Origin of the sequence: Xanthobacter nonsaccharivorans (assembly GCF_043194755.2) — a bacterium.
GTDB lineage: Bacteria > Pseudomonadota > Alphaproteobacteria > Rhizobiales > Xanthobacteraceae > Xanthobacter > Xanthobacter autotrophicus_G.
Map to the genome: position 1 here is coordinate 3,309,456 of NZ_CM195526.1, position 18,027 is coordinate 3,327,482.

The following is an 18,027-nucleotide window of genomic DNA, read 5'->3' on the forward strand; positions in this document are numbered from 1 at the left end:
GCGACCGGGAAACGACCCGCGGCATCCGTGTCGCAGGGACGCGGGAGCCCGGGCGAAGTATCAATCCTTCAGATCAAGTCATTGATTTTGCTTTTCTTTGCAGGAACGGCAAAGATGTTTGCGAGAACGGCATGAACTGCGTCCAACCCAACCGGCGCTCGGCGCTCCGCCTCCTCCTGGCCGCGCTTGCCCTCGCCTCCCTGTCCCTCGCCCCGCCCGCCCGCGCCGAGAGGGAGGTGGAGCATGCGAAGGGCCGCACGCGCGTTCCGGAGCGGCCGCGCAGCGTGCTCGTGTTCGACGTGGCCGCCCTCGACACGCTCGATGCGCTGGGCGTGGAGGTGGCCGGCGTTCCCGGCTCCAACCTGCCCGATTATCTCGCCAGGTATCGCGACAAGCGCTACGCGAAGATCGGCACTCTGTTCGAGCCGGACTACGAGGCCGTCAATGCTGCCGCGCCGGACCTGATCATCGTCGGGCCGCGCTCCTCCGCCAAATATGCGGAACTCGCCCGCATGGCGCCCACCCTCGACCTCACCGTCGATCCGCAGCATTTCGTGGCCGGCACCAGGCGCAACGTGGCGCTGCTCGGCGACCTCTTCGGCCGCGAGGCGGAGGCGGCGGCGCTGGTCGCAAAGATCGATGCCGGCATCACCCGCGTGCGCAAGGACGCCCCAGCGGCCGGCACCGTGCTGATGGTGATGGTGAACGGCGGCAAGCTCACCGCCTTCGGCACCGGCTCCCGCTTCGGCTGGCTCTACGACGACCTCGGCCTCACCCCGGCCGCGACGGGCGGCTCTGCCGCCGCCCATGGGGAAGTGATCTCGTTTGAATACATCCTGAAGACCAATCCCGACTGGCTCCTGGTGCTCGATCGCGATGCGGCGGTGGGACATGGCGGCCAGGCCGCCCGTGCCGCGCTCGACAACGAGCTGGTCGCCGCCACCCGCGCCGCGAAGAGCGGCCATATCCTCTATCTGGACCCGGTGCGCTGGTACATTTCGGCGGGCGGCGGCGCGGCCCTCACGGTGATGGTGGAGGAGCTGGCCACGGCGCTCGACACCGCGCAGGCCCGCAGATGAAGCCGACGGGGGCGAACGCGCCCCTGGCCCTCGGCCTCCTCGGCCTTGCCGCGCTGGCCGGGGCCAGCGTGCTCATTGGCGCCGGGGGGCTGGGCCTGTCCACCCTCATGTCCGGCGATGCCGGCGGGCATGCCGCGCTCGTGCTCATGGCGAGCCGGGTGCCGCGCACCCTGTCTCTCCTCTTCGCCGGCATGTCCATGGGCGTGTGCGCGGCGCTGATGCAGATGCTGTTCCGCAACCGCTTCGTGGAGCCCACCACCGCCGGCACGGCGGAAGCGGCAAGCCTCGGGCTCCTCCTTGCGGCCCTCGTCGCCCCCGGCATGCCCATGCTGGGCAAGATGGCGGTGGCGGCGGCCTTCGCCCTGGCGGGCACGGTGCTGTTCCTGAAGATCGTCGAGCGCATCGGCTTTCGCGGGGCGGTGATCGTGCCGCTCGTGGGGCTGATGCTCGGCGGGGTGATCAATGCCCTCACCACCTTCCTCGCCTATCGCTACGATCTTTTGCAATCGCTGGCGGCATGGACGACCGGGGACTTCTCCGGCGTGCTCAGGGGCCGCTACGAGCTGCTCTGGCTCACACTGGCCCTGGCGGGCCTCGCCTATCTGGCCGCGGACCGTTTCACCGTCGCCGGCCTCGGCGAGGCGGTGGCGCGCAACCTGGGGCTCGACTACGGCCGCACCGTCGCCATCGGCATCACCATCGTCGCGCTGGCGACGGCCGCCTGCATCGCCACCGCCGGCACGGTGCCCTTCCTCGGCCTCATCGTCGCCAACGGGGTGAGCCTCGTCCTGGGTGACAACCTCAGGCGCACCCTGCCCTGGATCGCCCTGTCCGGCGCCGCCTTCCTCCTCGCCTGCGACATGGTGGGGCGCCTCATCCGCCAGCCCTACGAGATCCCCGTGGGCGCCGTGGCGGGCGTGGCCGGCAGCGCGATGTTCCTCCTTCTGCTGCTCGGGCGGCGCGCCCGCCTTGGCTGACGCGCGCGCCCTCCGCGCCCGGCGGGTCCTTCTGCTGCTGGCGCTCACCGCGATGATCGCCGCCGCCTGCTTCATGACGGTGGGCGCGCGCGGCAGCTGGGGTTTCGTCCTGTCCCTGCGCGGCGGCAAGCTCGCAGGCCTTGTGCTGGTGGGCATCGCCGTGGCGGTGGCGACGGTGCTGTTCCAGACGCTCACGGAGAACCGCATCCTCACGCCCGCGGTCATGGGCTTCGATTCCCTCTATGTGGCGTTGCAGACGGCGGCCGTCTTCGCCCTGGGCGGGCACGGCGCGACCACGCTCGATCCGCGGCTGCGCTTCGCGGGGGAGACGCTGGTGCTGGTCGCCGCCGCGCTCGGCCTGTTCCGCTGGCTGTTCGACGGGCGCCGCGGCTTTCACCTCGTGATCCTGTCCGGCCTCGTCTTCGGCATCTTGTGCCGGGGGCTCGCCAATCTCGTCCAGCGCATGCTCGATCCCAACGAATTCTCGGTGCTGCAGGCCCTCATGTTCACCCGCTTCAACAAGGTGGACACCGCCCTCCTGCCGCTGGCGGCGGTGGTGATCCTCGCCGCGGCGGGGCTCGCCTGGCGGCTGGTGCCGGCGCTGGACGTGATGGCGCTGGGCCGCGCGCCGGCCATCACGCTCGGCATCGACCACCGGCGCATGGTCACGCTGCTGGTGGCGCTCATCGCCGTCCTGGTCTCGGTCTCCACCGCACTGGTGGGGCCGGTGCTGTTCTTCGGGGTGCTGGTGGCGAACCTCGCCTACCTCCTGCTCGGCACCGATTCCCACCGCTACACCCTGCCGGGCTCGGCGCTCGTGGCCATCGCCTGCCTCGCCGGAGGCCAGACGGTGCTGGAGCGGGGCCTCGGCCATGACGCCGCATTGAGCGTGGTGATCGAGTTCACCGGCGGCCTCGTCTTCCTGCTGTTGCTGTTGAGGGGCGCGCGCACGTGATCGAGATCGAGCACCTGTCGAAATCCTACGGGGCGACGCGCGTCCTCGACGATGTCAGCCTCACCCTGCCCGCCGGCGGGCTCACGGCGGTGATCGGGCCGAACGGCGCGGGCAAGTCCACCCTGCTCTCCATCGCCGCCCGCCTGCTGGCACCGGATGCCGGACGTGTGCGGATCGACGGCCTCGACGCGTTCGAGACGCCGGGCCACGTGCTGGCGAAGCGCCTCGCCCTGCTGCGGCAGAGCAACACGATCACCCCGCGCCTCACGGTGGAGGAACTGGTGGGCTTCGGCCGCTTTCCCCATTCCCGGGGGCGGCCGACACCGGAGGATGCGCGGCACGTGGCCGAGGCCATCGCCTATGTGGACATGACGGGGCTCGCCACCCGCCTCCTCGACGAGCTGTCGGGCGGGCAGCGCCAGCGCGCCTTCATCGCCATGGTGCTGGCGCAGGATCCCGCCTGCCTGCTCCTCGACGAGCCGCTGAACAATCTCGACATGAAGCACGCCGCCGCCACCATGAAACTGCTGCGCCGGGCCGCCGACGAGCTGGGCAAGACGGTGGTGGTGGTGATCCACGACATCAACTTCGCGTCCTGCTACGCCGACCGCATCGTCGCCATGAAGGACGCCCGCGTGCGGCTCCAGGGCTCCCCTGGCGAGGTCATGCGGGAGGAGGTGCTGCGCGACATCTACGACATGGACATCCGCGTGCGCGAGCTGGATGGCCACCGGCTCGGCGCCTATTATCGCTGAGGGAACCGGCCGTGGCGCATTGCCAACGCGGCCATGTCCGGAATGCGCCACGGCCGGCGCCTTCCGCCCATCCGCCGAGCCGGGTAAGGCCCGGCGCCCCGGCGAGGATCAGGTGCGGTAGCCCTCCTCGGCCAGCACCTGCCGCACCACCGGCCGTGCCCGCACGCGCTTGTAGTGCGCGGCCACGCGCTCCGGCATGGGGATGCCGATCCGGTCCGCCCAGAACTCGTTGTAGAACAAGGCGGCGTCGGCGATGGAGAAGTCCGGCCCCAGCGCATAGCCTTCGGCGGGCAGGCGCTTTTCCAGCACCGCGAAGGCCTGGCTGACGATCTCGCGGCCGTGGGAGGCCACGTCGTCCTTCAGCCGCTGCCCCTGCCCCGCCTCCCCCGCGGAAACGTAGCGATCCGCGGTGAAGACGCGCGTGTAGCCCTCCCCGTGCAGCTGGATGACGGCGAATTCCAGAAGCTCGATGGCCTTGGCCGCAAGGTCTGGGTCCTGCGGCAGCAGCTTCGCCCGCGGATAGGTCTGCGCCAGCCACAGGGCGATGGACTTGAAGTCCGTCAGCGCCTGGCCGTCGTTCAGCACCAGCGTGGGGATCGTGCCGCGCGGGTTGATCTTGAGATAGTCCGGCTTCAGGTGGTCGCCGGCCGGAATGTTGATGATCCAGGCCTCGAACGGCAGCTCCAGCGTCTCCAGCAGGATGTGGATGCCGGTGGAGCACGAACCGGGGGTCATGTAGAATTTCAGTGCCATGGCCCCGTCCAAGCAAGATCCGTGACAGTCGCGCGCGGCGATGCCCGGCGGCGGTGGGGAACGGCGGTAGGGAACGGTGGCCTTGGCAGGCTTCTTGCGGCGCGCCCCGTGAACCTCACCGGCAGCCCCGCACATGAACGCCCAGCCCCCCAGCACCCCGCCCGTCCCCGGCCGCACCGTCGCCTGCCCCACCTGCGACGGCCTCACCTCCCTCGCCCCCGAGGCGGATGCCAAGGCGGCGGCCTGCCCGTCCTGCGGCGGGCCGCTCTTCACGGGACATCCCATGGCGCTGACCGCGGCGCGCTTCACCGCCCACACCGCCCACAGCCAGGTGCCGCTGGTGATCGACTTCTGGGCCGACTGGTGCGGGCCCTGCAAGACCATGGCGCCGGTGTTCGAGAGCCTCGCCGCGGAATTCGAGCCCCATGTGCGGTTCGCCAAGGTGGATACGGATGCGGAGCGCCAGCTCGCCGAATATTTCCGCATCAGCACCATCCCCACCCTCAGCTTCATCCACAACCGGCGCGAGGTGGCGCGCGTCGCCGGCGCCATGTTCGCGGGCGACCTGCGGCGCTGGCTCTACGAAGCCCTGTCGAAGGCGCAGGACGGCGCGGCGGTGGAGCCTCGGGACGCCCCCTGACCGCGGCCAGCCTGCCGCTACTCCCGCGCCTCGCATCGGGCCCACCCGGGCAACGGCGCGCGCCGACACGGTCGCGGCGAAACGGGAGGCGTGGCAAGCTGCACGGCGCCGAGACCCCGCGTCGCTCCTGCGCCGCATGCCTCGGGCACCGAAAAGACGAGGAAACGTCGCATGAGCACCGACAGCTTCCGCGCCCTCATGGCGCGCAAGACCGAGGCCGGCCAGGCCGTCGCGCTGGAGACCATCACCGAGGCGGACCTGCCCGCGGCGGACGTGACCGTGGAGGTGGAATACTCGTCCTTCAACTACAAGGACGGGCTCGCGCTGAAGGGCCTGAGCCGCATCCTGCGCACCTTCCCCATGGTGCCGGGCATCGATTTCGCCGGCACGGTCCGCGCCAGCGACAATGCGGCCTTCGCGCCGGGCGACAAGGTGGTGCTCACCGGCTGGGGCGTGGGCGAAAGCTGGTCCGGCGGCTTCGCCCAGCGGGCGCGGGTGAAGGGCGAGTGGCTGGTGAAGCTGCCCGAAGGCCTCACCACCCGCCAGGCCATGGCCATCGGCACCGCCGGGCTCACCGCCATGCTGTGCGTGGATGCGCTGGAGCGCTACGGCATCACCGCCGGCGGCGACGTGCTGGTGACGGGCGCGGCGGGCGGCGTCGGCAGCGTCGCGGTGCGCCTGCTCTCCCGCCTCGGCTACAAGGTCAGCGCCCTCACCGGCCGCCGCAGCGAGGAAGACTTCCTGAAGAGCATCGGCGCGGCCGAGATCGTCGACCGGGACACCTATGCGGCGGCGGGCAGGCCCCTCGCCGGCGAGCGCTGGCACGGCGCGGTGGACACGGTGGGCGGGCAGGTCCTCGCCAACGTGCTCGCCTCCATGGCCTATGGCGGCGCGGTGGCGGCCTGCGGGCTTGCGGGCGCCACCGACCTGCCCACCACGGTGTTCCCCTTCATCCTGCGCAACGTGGCGCTGCTGGGGGTCGATTCCGTGAACTGTCCCACCGCGCGCCGCACCAGCGCCTGGGCCCGCATCGCCACGCTGCTCGACCCGGCCGACATCGAGGCCGTGACGCGGGAGGTGGGCCTCGACGACCTGCCGAAGCTCGCCGACGCCATCCTCGCCGGCCAGGTGCGGGGACGCACGGTGGTCCGGCTGTAAGGCCCCGGGCTTCGGCTCCTACCGGGGCACGGGCGCGCCGGCGACATACTGGATCGCCCGGCGGATCAGCTCCGCAAGGTTGCCGGCGCCCAGCTTGCTCTTCAGCTGGGAGCAGGTGTTGGCCACGGTCTTGTAGCTGATGCCCAGCTCGTCGGCGATCTGGCCGTAGGCCTTGCCCTCGGCGAGGAGGGCGAGGGCCTGCAGCTCGCGCGGCGTGAGGTCCGCCAGCACGCCGCTGCGCCCGCGGGTGCCCAGCAGAGCCACCTCCAGCGCCAGGTCGTGGCTGATGTAGGGCTGGCCGCGGCGCACCTTCTCGAAGGCGTCGAGGAGGTCGGCGGCGGAGGTGTCCTTCACCAGATAGCCGGTGGCCCCGGCCTCCAGCGCGCGGCTGGCGATCACCGGGTCCGCATGCATGCTGAAGACGAGGATGGGCATGCGCGCCGCCTGCGCCCGGAGCCGCCGCAGGAGCGACAGGCCGGCAAGGCCGCTGCCGTTGAGCGCGAGATCCACGATCACCATGTCCGGGCGGTGGCGGCGGAACTGGCGATAGCCGGCAACCGCGGTCTGCGCCTCCATCAGCTCGCAGGCACCCGCATCCTCCAGCAGGATGCGGCAGCCCTGGAGCACGATGGGATGGTCGTCGATGATGAGCACACGGGTCATGCGTTCTCGAGCCCCTCCCGGCGCGGCACCGGGATTTCCGCGATGAAACAGGCGCCGCCTCCCGCTCCGGCCTGGAGCCGGCAGCTGCCGCCGAGCGCGCGCACCCTCTCGCGCATCCCCGCGAGGCCCAGCCCCTCGACGGGACGGGCCGGCGGGCCACGGCCATCATCGGTGACGACGAGGCGCACCGCCCGCCCCTCCGCGCCCGCCACCTCGGCGATCTCCACCCGCACGGTGCGGGCGTCGCCGTGCTTCAGGGCGTTGGTGACGGCCTCCTGGGTGCAGCGATAGAGGGTGGCGTCGCGGGCGGCGCAGTAATGGTCCGCCAGCGGCCCCGCCTCCAGCAGCAGGGTGCGGGACGGGTGGTGCTGGCGGACGTCCGCGAGCAGGCTCAAGAGGGCCTCCTTCAGCGCGAGATGATCGAGCGCGGCGGGGCGGATGCGGCGCAGCAGGGCCATCGGAAGATGAATTACGTATCGAAATGCCCATGGGAGAGCCGCAACGTTACCTGTTACTTCTGGATCACGTCGGCAGGCAAACGCACCCCGGAACAGGAATGCAGCATTTGCTTTCCCGGACTCCGGTCATTCCCGATGGTATATTCCAGGAGGGCGATGACGGAGCGGATCTGTGCGGCAATTACTTGGGCGGGCGCTTGATTCGACGTGTGCGACGTCCGGAATGCCGCGCGTGGCCCCGGCGCGGCTGGCAGCCGCCCTGCTCGGCGCCCTTGCGCTCGCCGGCTGCAATCTCCTGCCCGCCGCGGGCCCCTACAGCGCCGAGCTGCGCAATCCCCGGACGCAGGATGCCGACGGCGTGGGCTACAAGCTCGTGCCGGTGACCGCGAATGTGGTGCGGGTGCTGGCGCAGGAGGAGGCGGAGGGGCTCATCGGCACCTTCCGCAACGACCGCAAGCCCATTCCGGATGTGAAGATCGGCATCGGCGACGTGGTGAGCGTCACCCTGTTCGAGGCCTCGTCGGGCGGCCTCTTCATCCCCGAGGAGGCCGCCTCCCGGGACGGCAATTTCGTCACCCTGCCGGACCAGCAGGTGGACAGCAGCGGCGACATCTCCGTGCCCTACGCCGGGCAGGTGAAGGCCGCGGGGCTGCGTCCCGAGCAGGTGCAGAACGCCATCGTCGCCCACCTGAACAACCGCGCCATCGAGCCCCAGGCCGTGGTGACGGTGAAGGACCAGCGGTCCAGCACGGTGACCGTGCTCGGCGAGGTGGGCACCCCCGTCAAGTTCCCGCTCACCTCCAGCGGCGAGCGCGTGCTCGATGCCATCAGCCGCGCCGGCGCCACGCCGAGCAAGGATTACGACATGTTCGTGACCCTTCAGCGCGGCGGGCGCGATGCCACCATCAGCTTCCGCCGCCTGGTGCGCGAGCCGGCCAACAACATCTACCTTCAGCCGAACGACACGCTCTACATCTACGCCCGCGCCCGCACCTACCTGGCGTTCGGCGCGTCCGGCAAGCAGGGGCAGTTCGCCTTCAACGACGACACGGTGAGCCTCAGCGAGGCGATCGGCCAGGCGGAGGGCCTCAACGACGGGCAGGCGGACCCGCAGTCGGTCTTCCTGTTCCGGCTGGAGGGGCGCGAGACGCTGAGGCGCATGGGGGTGGATGTCTCCGACACCACGGAGGAGCGCGTGCCCACCATCTACACGGTGAACTACCGCGAGCCGACCGGCTTCCTGCTGACGACGAAGCTGCCCATGCACAACAAGGACGTGGTCTATGCGGCCAACGCCGGCTCGGTGGAGATCACCAAGTTCCTGAACCTGGTGCTGCTGGGCGCCACGACCGCGGAGTCCATGGCGCACACCGACACCTACCTCTACGGACCCAACTGAAGGGCCCCAGGACGCGGGGCCCGCTTCGCTCGAGACCACTCCAGCGCGGGATGGAAGGGCGGGGGGAACACGCGGCGCACGGGCGCGCCCGGCGGGCCCGGCCGTGGGCTTCCCCATGGGCGAAGCACCCGCGCGCCGGCAGCCGCGACCGGCAGCCGGCCCCCGGCGACGAAGCGGCGCGCACCGGGCCGCGGGCGAACCAGCTCCTGCGGCCGCGGCGCGGCTCACACCGCCAGCCATTCCTCCATCAGCTTCGCGTCGGAGGTGAGCTGTTCCGGCCGGCCCTCGAAGACGATGCGGCCATGCCCCATCACGCACACCCGGTGCGAGACCTTGAGGGCGATGGTGAGCTTCTGCTCCACCAGCAGCACCGAGACGCCGCGCCGGTTGATGTCGGCGATGGCTTCCCCCACCACGGTGACGATCTTCGGCGCGAGACCCTCGGTGGGCTCGTCGATGAGGATGACGAGGGGATTGCCGAGCAGCGAGCGGCACATGGTGAGCATCTGCTGCTCGCCGCCGGAGAGGGAGCCGGCGCGGGTGTTCCGCCGCTCCTTCAGGCGGGGGAAGTAGTCGAACATCTGCTCCACGGTCCAGCGCGGGGCGCCCTCGGCGCCCTTCTGCTCGCCCATGCGCAGGTTCTCGTCCACGGTGAGGTTGAGGAACACCTCGCGCTCCTCGGGGACATAGGCGATGCCGCTGCGGCAGATGGCGAAGGGCCGCTGGCCGGCGAGGTTCCGCCCCTTCAGCGTCACCGTTCCGCCAGCGGGCGGCACGAGGCCCATGATCGCCTTCAGCGTGGTGGAGCGGCCCGAGCCGTTGCGGCCGAGCAGGCTCACCACCTCCCCCTGCCCCACCTGGAAGGTGACGCCGTGGAGGATGTGGCTCTTGCCGTAATAGGCGTTGAGGCCGTCGATGGAGAGCAGTGCGTCCCGGCTCATCAGTGCGCCTCCTCGCCGAGATAGGCCTCGCGCACCTGGGCGTTGCCGCGGATCTCCGCCGGGCTGCCGGTGGCGATGATCTGGCCGTAGACCAGCACGCTGATGCGATCGGACAGGCGGAACACCACGTCCATGTCATGCTCCACGATCAGCAGCGTGCGGCCCTTGGTGATGTCGCGGATGAGGCCGGTGGTGTACTCGGTCTCCTCGTGGGACATGCCGGCCATGGGCTCGTCCAGCAGGATCACCTTGGGATCGCTCGCCAGCGTCATGCCGATCTCCAGCGAGCGCTGCTCGGAATAGGAGAGCTCGCTCGCCAGCGTCGTCGCGCGCCTTTCGAGGCGCACCTGGGCGATCAGCTCGTCGGCGAGCTGCGTCACCGCCTTCATCCGCGAGGCCCGCCGCCAGAACACGTAGTCGAGGCCGAAGCGCCGCATCACCGCGAGGCGCAGGTTCTCGAACACGGACACGCCGGGAAAGATGTTGGTGATCTGGAACGAGCGCGCGAGCCCCTGCCGGTTCACCAGGTGCGGCGGCATTCCGCCGATGGGCAGGCCATCCAGCAGGATGTCGCCGGAGGTGGGCGCGAACTGGCCCGAGATGAGGTGGAACAGGGTGGACTTGCCCGCCCCGTTCGGCCCGATCACCGCATGGCGCTCGCCGGGAACCACGTCCAGCTCGATGCCGCGGATGATCTCGACGGGGCCGAAGGACTTGCGGACCCCCTTCAGGGAGAGGACCGGGGTCGTCATGCCGCGCCTCCATGCTCGGGATCGAGCCGCCGCGCGGCCGCTTTGAGAAGGCCGAGGCCCGCCGCCATCAGCACCAGCGGCACGCCCCAGGTGAGGGGGGAGAAGGGCAGCCACTGGTGCCCGAACAGGGACACCGGCGGCCATACGCCGCCCACGATCATCGACCGGTAGTCGGCGGAGAAGAAGCGCTGCGCCAGCTCCACCGCGCAGATGAAGCCCACCGTCGCCAGCACCAGCGCCACGGCGAACAGCAGCCCCGCGGCAACGCGCGCCCAGGAGAAGGCGAGCCGCCCCTCCCGCAGGCGCTTCGCCGCCTCGCCCACGAGGCCCTCGGGCAGGAACATCATGACCAGCACGAAGATGACACCCTGGTACAGCAGCCAGGACCGGGTGAGGTCCGACACCGCATAGCCGAAGAAGCTCATGAGCGCCGCGCCGATGGCCGGGCCGAGGAACACCTTCACGCCGCCGATGTAGCTGTTGAGCACCACCGAGGCGGAGAGCTGCATGTCGAGCACCACGTAGTTCGCGGCCTCGATGTTCAGCGCCTGCAGCGCGCCGGCCACCCCCGAGAACAGGGCCGAGACCGCGAACACCAGCACCGAGAGCTTGTGGATGTCGTAGCCGAGGAAGCGCAGGCGGTGGGTGTTCTCGCGCAGGCCCAGCGTCAGCCGGCCCACCGGCGTCAGCGTGAAGAGGTAGAGCAGGACGAGCGACAGCACCACCCAGAACAGGGTGAGGTAGTAGACCTCCACGTTGGAGCCGAAGGTGAAGCCCCAGGCCGGCATGCGCATGGCCGAGACGCCCGCCTCGCCGCCGAAGATCTCCTTCAGGTGCGGGGCCAGCGCATGCAGCAGCTCGGCGAGCGCCAGCGTGATCATGGAGAAATAGACGCCGGTGCGCTTGGTGGCGAACCAGCCGGCGGCGATGCCGCTGACGAAGCCCATGGCCCCGCCCACCAGCGGCAGCAGCGGCGTGGGCAGCAGGCCCGCGCCGTTGAAGGCGTTCATGGCGTGGATGGTGGCGAACGCGCCGAGGCCGAAATAGGCCGAGTGGCCGAAGGAGAGCATGCCCGCCTGCCCGCACAGGAGCGCGAAGGCGGAGGCGAACAGGGCCGCGATCAGCATCTGGATCGCCGCGTTCACGAGGCCGGGCGACAGCACGGCCGGCGCGGCGACGAGCGCGGCGACGACGACCAGGAGGAGGGGAATGCCGAGGCGCATGGTTCAGTTCTTCTCGCCGAACAGGCCGGAGGGGCGCACCAGCAGCACCAGCAGCATCAGCGCGAACGGGATGGTGGCGGCAAGGCTCGACACCTGCAGCGTCAGGGGCCCGCCCACGGCCCGCGCCCAGTCGCCGAGGCCGATGTAGGAGAGGAGGTCGGCCAGGCTCGCGTCCACCCCCACGGCGAGCGAGGTGATGATGCCGATGAGCAGGGAGGCCACCATGGCCCCTTCCAGCGAGCCGAGGCCGCCGATGACCACCACCACGAAGACCAGCACGCCCAGTTCCAGCGCCATGTTGGGGTTGGTGGTGTAGAAGGCCCCCGCCAGCGCCCCGGCGAGCCCGGCCAGCGCCGCGCCGACGCCGAACACGCCCATGAAGACGAGCGGCACGTTGTGGCCCAGCGCCTCGGCCATCTTCGGCCGGTAGATGGCCGAGCGCACCACGATGCCCACCCGCGTGGTGGTGAGCAGCGCGTAGATAAGGCCGAACATGGCGAGCGCCGCCGCGCCCATGATGAGGCGGTAGACGGGGTAGTCCGTGCCGCCGATGCGGAAGGCGGCGAAGTTCAGCGCCGCCGGCAGCCGGTAGTCCACCGGGAAATTGCCGAAGAACAGCTTGATGAGCTCGGCGATGATGAACGAAAGACCGAAGGTGAGCAGCAGCTCGTGGGCATGGCCGAAGCGGTGGACCCGGCGCAGGAAATAGCGCTCCACCACCACGCCCACGAGGCCCACCACGATGGGGGCGGCGATGACCGCCGGCACGAAGCCGATCACCCCCGCCAGCGCATAGGCCACGTAGGCGCCCAGCATGTAGAAGGAGGCGTGCGCGAAATTGAGGACGCCCATCATGCCGAAGATGAGGGTCAGTCCCGCCGAGACCATGAACAGGAGCAATCCGTAGATCGCCCCGTTCAGCACGGCGACAGCCAGATGGTCCATCACATGTCCCCTCGCTTCAGGCAGATGCTCTCGGGCGGGTTGCCGCTCTTCTGTTCGATCCCCGCAGCCGGGCCTTCCAGGGCCCGACCCGCATGTTGCTTCGCACCGTCATCCCCGGCCGTGCCGACAGCGGGACCTCGTGCCCCGGACCAGCGAAGGCGAAGCCTGAGCGCTGATCCGGGGTCCAGGGGAAGGTTCGGCGAAGCCGGCAGTAACCGCTGCGTTCTCCGCGGAAGCCGCCTTCGGCGAACTCTTGCGCCGGGCCCCGGCTCTCCTTCCACGGCGCTGACGCTCCGTTGCGGTCGGCCGGGGCATGGCGGCATCCCGGGTGAAGGGCGCGCCTCAGTTCGGCCGGTTCATCTTGCAGGCGTCCTGCACCGGCGAGGAGGCCTCGGCGGCGGTGAACACCTTCATGGGCTTGAAGCCGTAGGGGGTGCCGTCCACCTTGAACTTGGCGTCCTCGGCGACGATGGACACCACCATGGGGATCTGCGCCTGGTGGTCGGCCGCGCGCATGGAGGCCTCGCCCATGGGGGTCTTCAGCTTCACGTTCTCCAGCGCCTTGCCGATGGCGTTCACGTCGATGGCGCCGTCCTTGCCGGGAGGCGTGGCCTTCAGCGCCTCGCCCAGCATGGCGACGCCGAAGGCGGTCTGCGGCTCGATATAGACCGGGTAGTGGCCCATCTTCGCCTTGTAGTCCTCGGCGAAGGCCGCGGTGTCCGCGTTCGCCTCGGCGTTGAAGGGGTGGGAGACCACGTTGCCCACGGCCACGTCGCCGGCATTGGCGATGTTGCCCGGCTGGTCGAGGAAGGCGGTGGCGAAGCGCGCCTTGAGGCCCGCGCCGTGCGCCGCCTTCATGAGCAGGAGCAGGTCGTTGGACCAGTTGCCGGTGATCACCGTCTCGGCGTTGGCGGCGGCGATCTTGGCCACGTAGGGCGAGAAGTCCTGGATCTTGTTCACGTCGTGGAGGGTCTTCTCCACCACCTGGTAGCCGCCGAGCTTGGCGTTGTCCTCGATGGCCCCCTGCATGTCCACGCCCCAGGAATAGTTCTGGTTCATGGAATAGACGCGGGTGCCGAGGACGCCGGCCTCCTTCATGGCCAGCACCATGGGCTTGGTGCGCACCTGGGCGTTGGGGTTGAAGCGGAAGTGGTGGAAGTGGCACTTGGCGCCGGTCAATTCCAGCGCCTCGCCGCCCACGTTGAGGAAGATGACTTCCTTGCCCGGGTTGCGGATGTTGTACTTGCGCACGTCTTCCGTGATCTGGCCGGACACCGCGGAGGAGGCGCCCTGCACGATGAAGCGCGCACCGTCGGCGATGGCTGCCTTCACCTTGTCGGCGGCGCCCACGGGGCCGCCCTGGTTGTCATACTCCAGCAGCTCGACCGGCGCGCCGGCATAGCCGCCGGCGGCGTTGATCTTGTCCACGGCATATTTCGCGCCGGCCTTGAACATGAGGCCGGTGGAGGCCTGCGGGCCGGAGAGGGTCTCGATCACCGCGATCTTCAGCGGCTCGGCGGAGGCCGCCGCGGTGGAGGCGAGGAACGCCGCGGCGAGCGGGGCGAGGAAACGGGCCTTCATGTCTGTCCTCCCAGGAAAACGGTTCGGTTTCGGTTCACGTAACTCTTCTTGCTTGGAACTCAGGAGACCTCGGTCTCACGGCGCGGCGCGCAGGTGGCGCTCCAGCAGGCGCCATACGGCCTCGCGGATCTCCAGCTGCGGCATGTGGCCGACGCCGGGGAACAGGTGCTGCGCCACCGCGCCGGGCACCCGGCGCAGGTGGGCCGCGGGAATGATCCGGTCCGCGCCGCCGAAGACCACGCAGACCGGCGCGGCGATCTTTTCCAGCGCGGCGCGGGCGGAGAAGGCCTGCGTCCCGTCCGGGAACAGGCGCTCCGCGAGGCGCTGCTGCGCGGCCACCAGCGCGCCGTCGGCGCGGGCCGCGGCGCTCGCCTTCACGAAGGCGGGGCTGAGCACGGACGCATCCGCCACCAGCTCCGCCATCCACGGGGCGAGGCTCTCCGCCGAGCGGGCGCGGGCGAAACCTTCGATGAAGGCGCCGTTGATGTCCGGGCCGAGGCCGGCAGGGGCGATGAGAAAGAGCGAGCGCACATCGTGCCACCCCTCCCCCGCCAGCGCCATGGAGACGGCGGCGCCCAGCGAATGGGCGACGAGATCGAAGCCGGAGAGGCCGAGGGCGTCGAGGGTCTCGCCGACCGCCGCCACCATCTCCGCGAAGGTGGAGGCGCCATGGCCCGCCGAGCCGCCGTGCCCCGGCAGGTCGATGCCCAGCACCGGCCGCGTCACGTCCGCACCGGCGAGGAACGGGCGCCATCCGTTCAGCTCCGAGCCGAAGCCGTGCACCAGCACCAGCGGCCGGCCCTCGCCCTTGCGCAGCCACGCGGAATTGAGCACGCCCGTGACGGCGACGGCCGGGCGCGGCGCAGGGACCGCCGCCGGCTGCGGAGCAAACTGCGGGGCGACCTGCGGGGCGACCTGCCGCGCGCGCTCCACGTCGATGCGCACGATGCGGCCGCGCGGGCCGGAGCCGGTCAGGCCGGAAAGGTCCACGCCATAATCGTCGGCGAGCCGCCGGGCGAGGGGCGAGGCCACGACCTTGCGCGCGGCGACGAGGGCGGCCAGCGACGGCGCGCGCTCCGCCAGAGGCAGGGACGCGGGCCTTGTCGGCGCGGCGGGCACCGGCTGGGGCGCCGGCACCACAGGGGCCGGGGGAACAGGGGCCAGGGGAACAGGGGCCGGGGGCACGGCCGCCACAACGGCGACGGGGGCCGCGACTGCCGGACGCGCCGGTGCCGTCTCGCCTTCCGCGAGGATGGAGGCGATGAGCGTGCCCACCGCCACGGCGCGCGAGCCATCACCGACCAGGATCGGGCCGAGGCGGCCGTCGGCGTCCGCCTCCATCTCCATCACCGCCTTGTCGGTCTCGATCTCCGCGAGCAGGTCGCCGCGCTTGATCGCCTCGCCTTCCTTCTTCAGCCAGCGGACGAGGTGGCCCTCCTCCATTCCGGCGGAGAGGGCGGGCATGAAAATGTCCTTGGGCATCTGGTCGCTCCGATCAGGCGAGGGCGAGGCCCTGCTCGGCCATGACGCGGCGGAGGCCCGCCTCGATGTCCGCGCGGCCGGCGCAGGCGGCGGCTTCCAGCACCTTGGAGATGGAGGGCGAGGCCTCCCCGCCGGTCACGCGCTGCACCGGCTGGTCGAGCGCATCGAACAGGCGGGACTGGATCTCGGAGGCGAGAAGCCCGCCGTAGGAGGTGCCGAGCGAGCCCTGCTCCACCACCAGCACGTTGCCCGTCTTGGCCACGGAGGCGTCGATGGTCTCCCAGTCGAGGCCGGCGCGGTCGAGGCTGCGCAGGTCGATGACCTCCGCGTCGACGCCGAGGCGCTCCACCTCCTCCACCACCAGCTTCACCATGGAGAGATAGGTGAGGACGGTGAGGGCCGAGCCCTGCCGCACCACCTTCGCCTTGCCCAGCGGGATGAAGTAGTCGAGATCCTCCGCCGGCGCCGGGCCCTTGGAAGTGTAGAGGTCCACGTGCTCCAGCACGAGCACCGGGTCCTTGCAGGCCAGCGCGCTGTTCATGAGGCCCACGTAGTCGAACGGCGTGGACGGGGCGACGATGCGCCAGCCCGGCGCGGTGGCGAAGATGCCGGCGGGGTCCATGGAATGCTGCGAGCCGTAGCCCGTGCCCATGGCCACCTTGGTGCGCAGCACCAGCGGCACGTCGATGTCGCCGCCAAACATGTGCCGCGCCTTGCCGATCTGGTTGAACACCTGGTCGGCGGCCACCCACATGAAGTCGGGATACATGAACTCGACGACGGGCACGACACGGCCGTCCATGGCGGCGCCGCCGGCGAGGCCCGCGAAGGCGTTCTCGCTGATGGGGGTGCCGAGCACACGGTCGCCGAACGCATCCTTGAGGCCACGGGTGGCGCCGTTGGTGCCGCCCTTCAGGCGGTGCACGTCCTCGCCCATCACGACGATGCGCGGGTCCTGGTCCATCCGCCGGTGCATCACGTCCGCCACCACGTCCACGAAGCGGGCATCCGCCACCGTCTTGCCGGCGAAGGTCTCCAGCTCCTCGGTGCGCACGCCCGAAAGCTCGGACAGGTCGCCGCGCACGCCGAAGTCGCGGAAGTCCGGCGAGGGCCAGAGCGCGGGGACGATGCGGCGCTTGCCGTCCACCACCTCGATCAGCTCGCCGGCCACGTCCTCCATCAGCGCCTTGGCGCGCTCGCGCAGGGCGGCGAGATCATCGGCGCCGATCAGCTGGCGCTCGGCCATCTCGCGGCCCACCAGATCGATGGGGTCGCGGCCGCGCCAGGCGCTCTCCTCCTCGCGGGTCCGATAGCCGAAGGCGGAGCCGGGCAGCGGGCCGTTCTGGTGGAAGAAGCGGTAGACGTCCGCCTCGATGAGGGTGGGGCCCCCGCCAGCGCGCATCACCTCCAGCGCCTCAGCGGTGGCGAGCGCCACGGCGAGGGGGTCCATGCCATCCACCTTCCAGGAGGGGATGGCGAAGCCGAGGCCGCGAGCGGAGAGGCGCGTCTCGGCCGTCACCTCGTCCACATTGGTGGAGACGGCGTAGCGGTTGTTCTCGATGAAGAAGCACAGGGGCAGCTTCCAGGCCGCCGCCAGGTTCATGGTCTCCAGCACCGAGCCGATGTTGGTGGCGCCGTCGCCGAAATAGGTGAAGACGGCATCGCCCGTGCCCGCCGTCTTGTGGGCGAAGGCCGCGCCCGCCGCCAGCGGCACGCCGCCGCCGACGATGGCATTGGTGCCGAGGTTGCCGGCGGCCGCCCAGCGCAGGTGCATGGAACCGCCGCGGCCCTTGCAAAAGCCCTGGGCGAGGCCGAGGATTTCCGCCAGCGTCTTCTTGGAGAGGTCGCGCACGTCGCCCGTGAAGGCGGCGGTGGGGCTCATGCCGTCCGGCGCCACATAAGCGAGCGACTTGGCGAGGAACTGGTGGTGGGCGCGGTGGGAGCCGTTCACCTGGTCCGCCGCGCGCATCATGACGGCGGAGCCGGTGGCGCCGCCCTCCTGCCCGATGGCCGAATGGGCCGGGCCGTGCACCAGCCCCTGCCCCGCCAGCTCCAGCACCTTCTCCTCGAAGGCGCGGATGAGCACCATGGAGGTGAGCATGGTGCCGAGCAGGGCCGGGTCCGCCGCGTTCCAGTCCGCGCGGGTGGTGGTCAGCTCACGCCAGGGGGCGGCGGGTTTCAGGTCGGCATGGGTCGCCATCACGGCAGCTCCGCAAACGCGTGGAACATCGGGGGCAGGACGCCCCCGCGGAAGAAGGGAAAGGCG

The 18,027-nt window shown here is 70.6% G+C and carries 17 protein-coding genes; 7 read left to right on the plus strand and 10 right to left on the minus strand.

What is annotated here, in order from left to right:
- Positions 1-131 precede the first annotated feature (131 nt).
- Genes V5F59_RS15175 through V5F59_RS15190 form a run of 4 tightly spaced genes read left to right on the plus strand, consistent with a single transcriptional unit; the run spans position 132 to position 3,766 of the window.
- Positions 132-1,079 (plus strand): siderophore ABC transporter substrate-binding protein, encoded by a 948-nt coding sequence (locus V5F59_RS15175; protein ID WP_393976043.1) that lies wholly within the window; start codon positions 132-134, stop codon positions 1,077-1,079.
- Entirely contained in the window at positions 1,076-2,056 is a 981-nt protein-coding gene (locus V5F59_RS15180) for an ABC transporter permease (RefSeq protein WP_393976044.1), read from the plus strand. The genes V5F59_RS15175 and V5F59_RS15180 overlap by 4 nt, the downstream gene beginning before the upstream one ends.
- A 52-nt stretch (positions 2,057-2,108) precedes the next feature.
- Positions 2,109-3,011 carry an iron chelate uptake ABC transporter family permease subunit gene (locus V5F59_RS15185; protein ID WP_393977032.1) on the plus strand — a complete coding sequence of 301 codons (903 nt, stop codon included), beginning with the start codon at positions 2,109-2,111 and terminating at the stop codon, positions 3,009-3,011.
- Entirely contained in the window at positions 3,008-3,766 is a 759-nt protein-coding gene (locus V5F59_RS15190; protein WP_393976045.1) for an iron ABC transporter ATP-binding protein, read from the plus strand. The genes V5F59_RS15185 and V5F59_RS15190 overlap by 4 nt, the downstream gene beginning before the upstream one ends.
- 108 nt (positions 3,767-3,874) lie before the next feature.
- Here the strand turns inward: V5F59_RS15190 and V5F59_RS15195 are convergent, their stop codons facing one another.
- Entirely contained in the window at positions 3,875-4,519 is a 645-nt protein-coding gene (locus V5F59_RS15195; protein ID WP_393976046.1) for a glutathione S-transferase family protein, read from the minus strand.
- Between the two features lie 133 nt (positions 4,520-4,652).
- On the opposite strand from V5F59_RS15195, the gene trxA reads away from it, so the two are divergent.
- Positions 4,653-5,159 (plus strand): thioredoxin, encoded by a 507-nt coding sequence (trxA, locus tag V5F59_RS15200; protein WP_393976047.1) that lies wholly within the window; start codon positions 4,653-4,655, stop codon positions 5,157-5,159.
- Positions 5,160-5,330: 171 nt separating this feature from the next.
- Entirely contained in the window at positions 5,331-6,317 is a 987-nt protein-coding gene (gene acuI / locus V5F59_RS15205; RefSeq protein WP_393976048.1) for an acrylyl-CoA reductase (NADPH), read from the plus strand.
- Positions 6,318-6,335: 18 nt separating this feature from the next.
- Here the strand turns inward: acuI and V5F59_RS15210 are convergent, their stop codons facing one another.
- Together V5F59_RS15210 and V5F59_RS15215 are read right to left on the minus strand one after the other, a co-directional pair.
- Positions 6,336-6,980 (minus strand): response regulator, encoded by a 645-nt coding sequence (locus tag V5F59_RS15210; protein ID WP_393976049.1) that lies wholly within the window; start codon positions 6,978-6,980, stop codon positions 6,336-6,338.
- A complete protein-coding gene (locus tag V5F59_RS15215; protein ID WP_393976050.1) occupies positions 6,977-7,438 on the minus strand; it encodes an ATP-binding protein in 462 nt (153 codons plus the stop codon). The genes V5F59_RS15210 and V5F59_RS15215 overlap by 4 nt, the downstream gene beginning before the upstream one ends.
- A gap of 223 nt (positions 7,439-7,661) precedes the next feature.
- Here V5F59_RS15215 and V5F59_RS15220 point away from each other — a divergent pair, with 223 nt between their 5' ends.
- Positions 7,662-8,837: a polysaccharide biosynthesis/export family protein gene (locus V5F59_RS15220; protein ID WP_393976051.1), complete on the plus strand. Its 1,176-nt coding sequence runs from the start codon at positions 7,662-7,664 to the stop codon at positions 8,835-8,837.
- A gap of 224 nt (positions 8,838-9,061) precedes the next feature.
- On the opposite strand, the gene V5F59_RS15225 is transcribed toward V5F59_RS15220, so the two are convergent.
- The 7 genes from V5F59_RS15225 to V5F59_RS15255 form a co-directional block, all read right to left on the minus strand.
- Complete coding sequence (locus V5F59_RS15225) at positions 9,062-9,778, minus strand: ABC transporter ATP-binding protein (RefSeq protein ID WP_393976052.1); 717 nt, start codon at positions 9,776-9,778, stop codon at positions 9,062-9,064.
- A complete protein-coding gene (locus tag V5F59_RS15230) occupies positions 9,778-10,530 on the minus strand; it encodes an ABC transporter ATP-binding protein (protein WP_393976053.1) in 753 nt (250 codons plus the stop codon). The genes V5F59_RS15225 and V5F59_RS15230 overlap by 1 nt, the downstream gene beginning before the upstream one ends.
- Entirely contained in the window at positions 10,527-11,753 is a 1,227-nt protein-coding gene (locus V5F59_RS15235; RefSeq protein ID WP_393976054.1) for a branched-chain amino acid ABC transporter permease, read from the minus strand. Before V5F59_RS15235 ends, V5F59_RS15230 begins: the two co-directional genes overlap by 4 nt.
- A 3-nt stretch (positions 11,754-11,756) precedes the next feature.
- Positions 11,757-12,698 carry a branched-chain amino acid ABC transporter permease gene (locus V5F59_RS15240; protein ID WP_393976055.1) on the minus strand — a complete coding sequence of 314 codons (942 nt, stop codon included), beginning with the start codon at positions 12,696-12,698 and terminating at the stop codon, positions 11,757-11,759.
- Between the two features lie 342 nt (positions 12,699-13,040).
- Positions 13,041-14,279, minus strand: a complete 1,239-nt coding sequence (locus V5F59_RS15245) for a branched-chain amino acid ABC transporter substrate-binding protein (RefSeq protein ID WP_393976056.1) — start codon at positions 14,277-14,279, stop codon at positions 13,041-13,043.
- A 75-nt stretch (positions 14,280-14,354) separates the two neighbouring features.
- Positions 14,355-15,761 carry an acetoin dehydrogenase dihydrolipoyllysine-residue acetyltransferase subunit gene (locus V5F59_RS15250; protein ID WP_393976057.1) on the minus strand — a complete coding sequence of 469 codons (1,407 nt, stop codon included), beginning with the start codon at positions 15,759-15,761 and terminating at the stop codon, positions 14,355-14,357.
- Positions 15,762-15,774: 13 nt separating this feature from the next.
- Positions 15,775-17,961 carry an alpha-ketoacid dehydrogenase subunit alpha/beta gene (locus tag V5F59_RS15255; RefSeq protein ID WP_393976058.1) on the minus strand — a complete coding sequence of 729 codons (2,187 nt, stop codon included), beginning with the start codon at positions 17,959-17,961 and terminating at the stop codon, positions 15,775-15,777.
- Between the last annotated feature and the right edge of the window lie 66 nt (positions 17,962-18,027).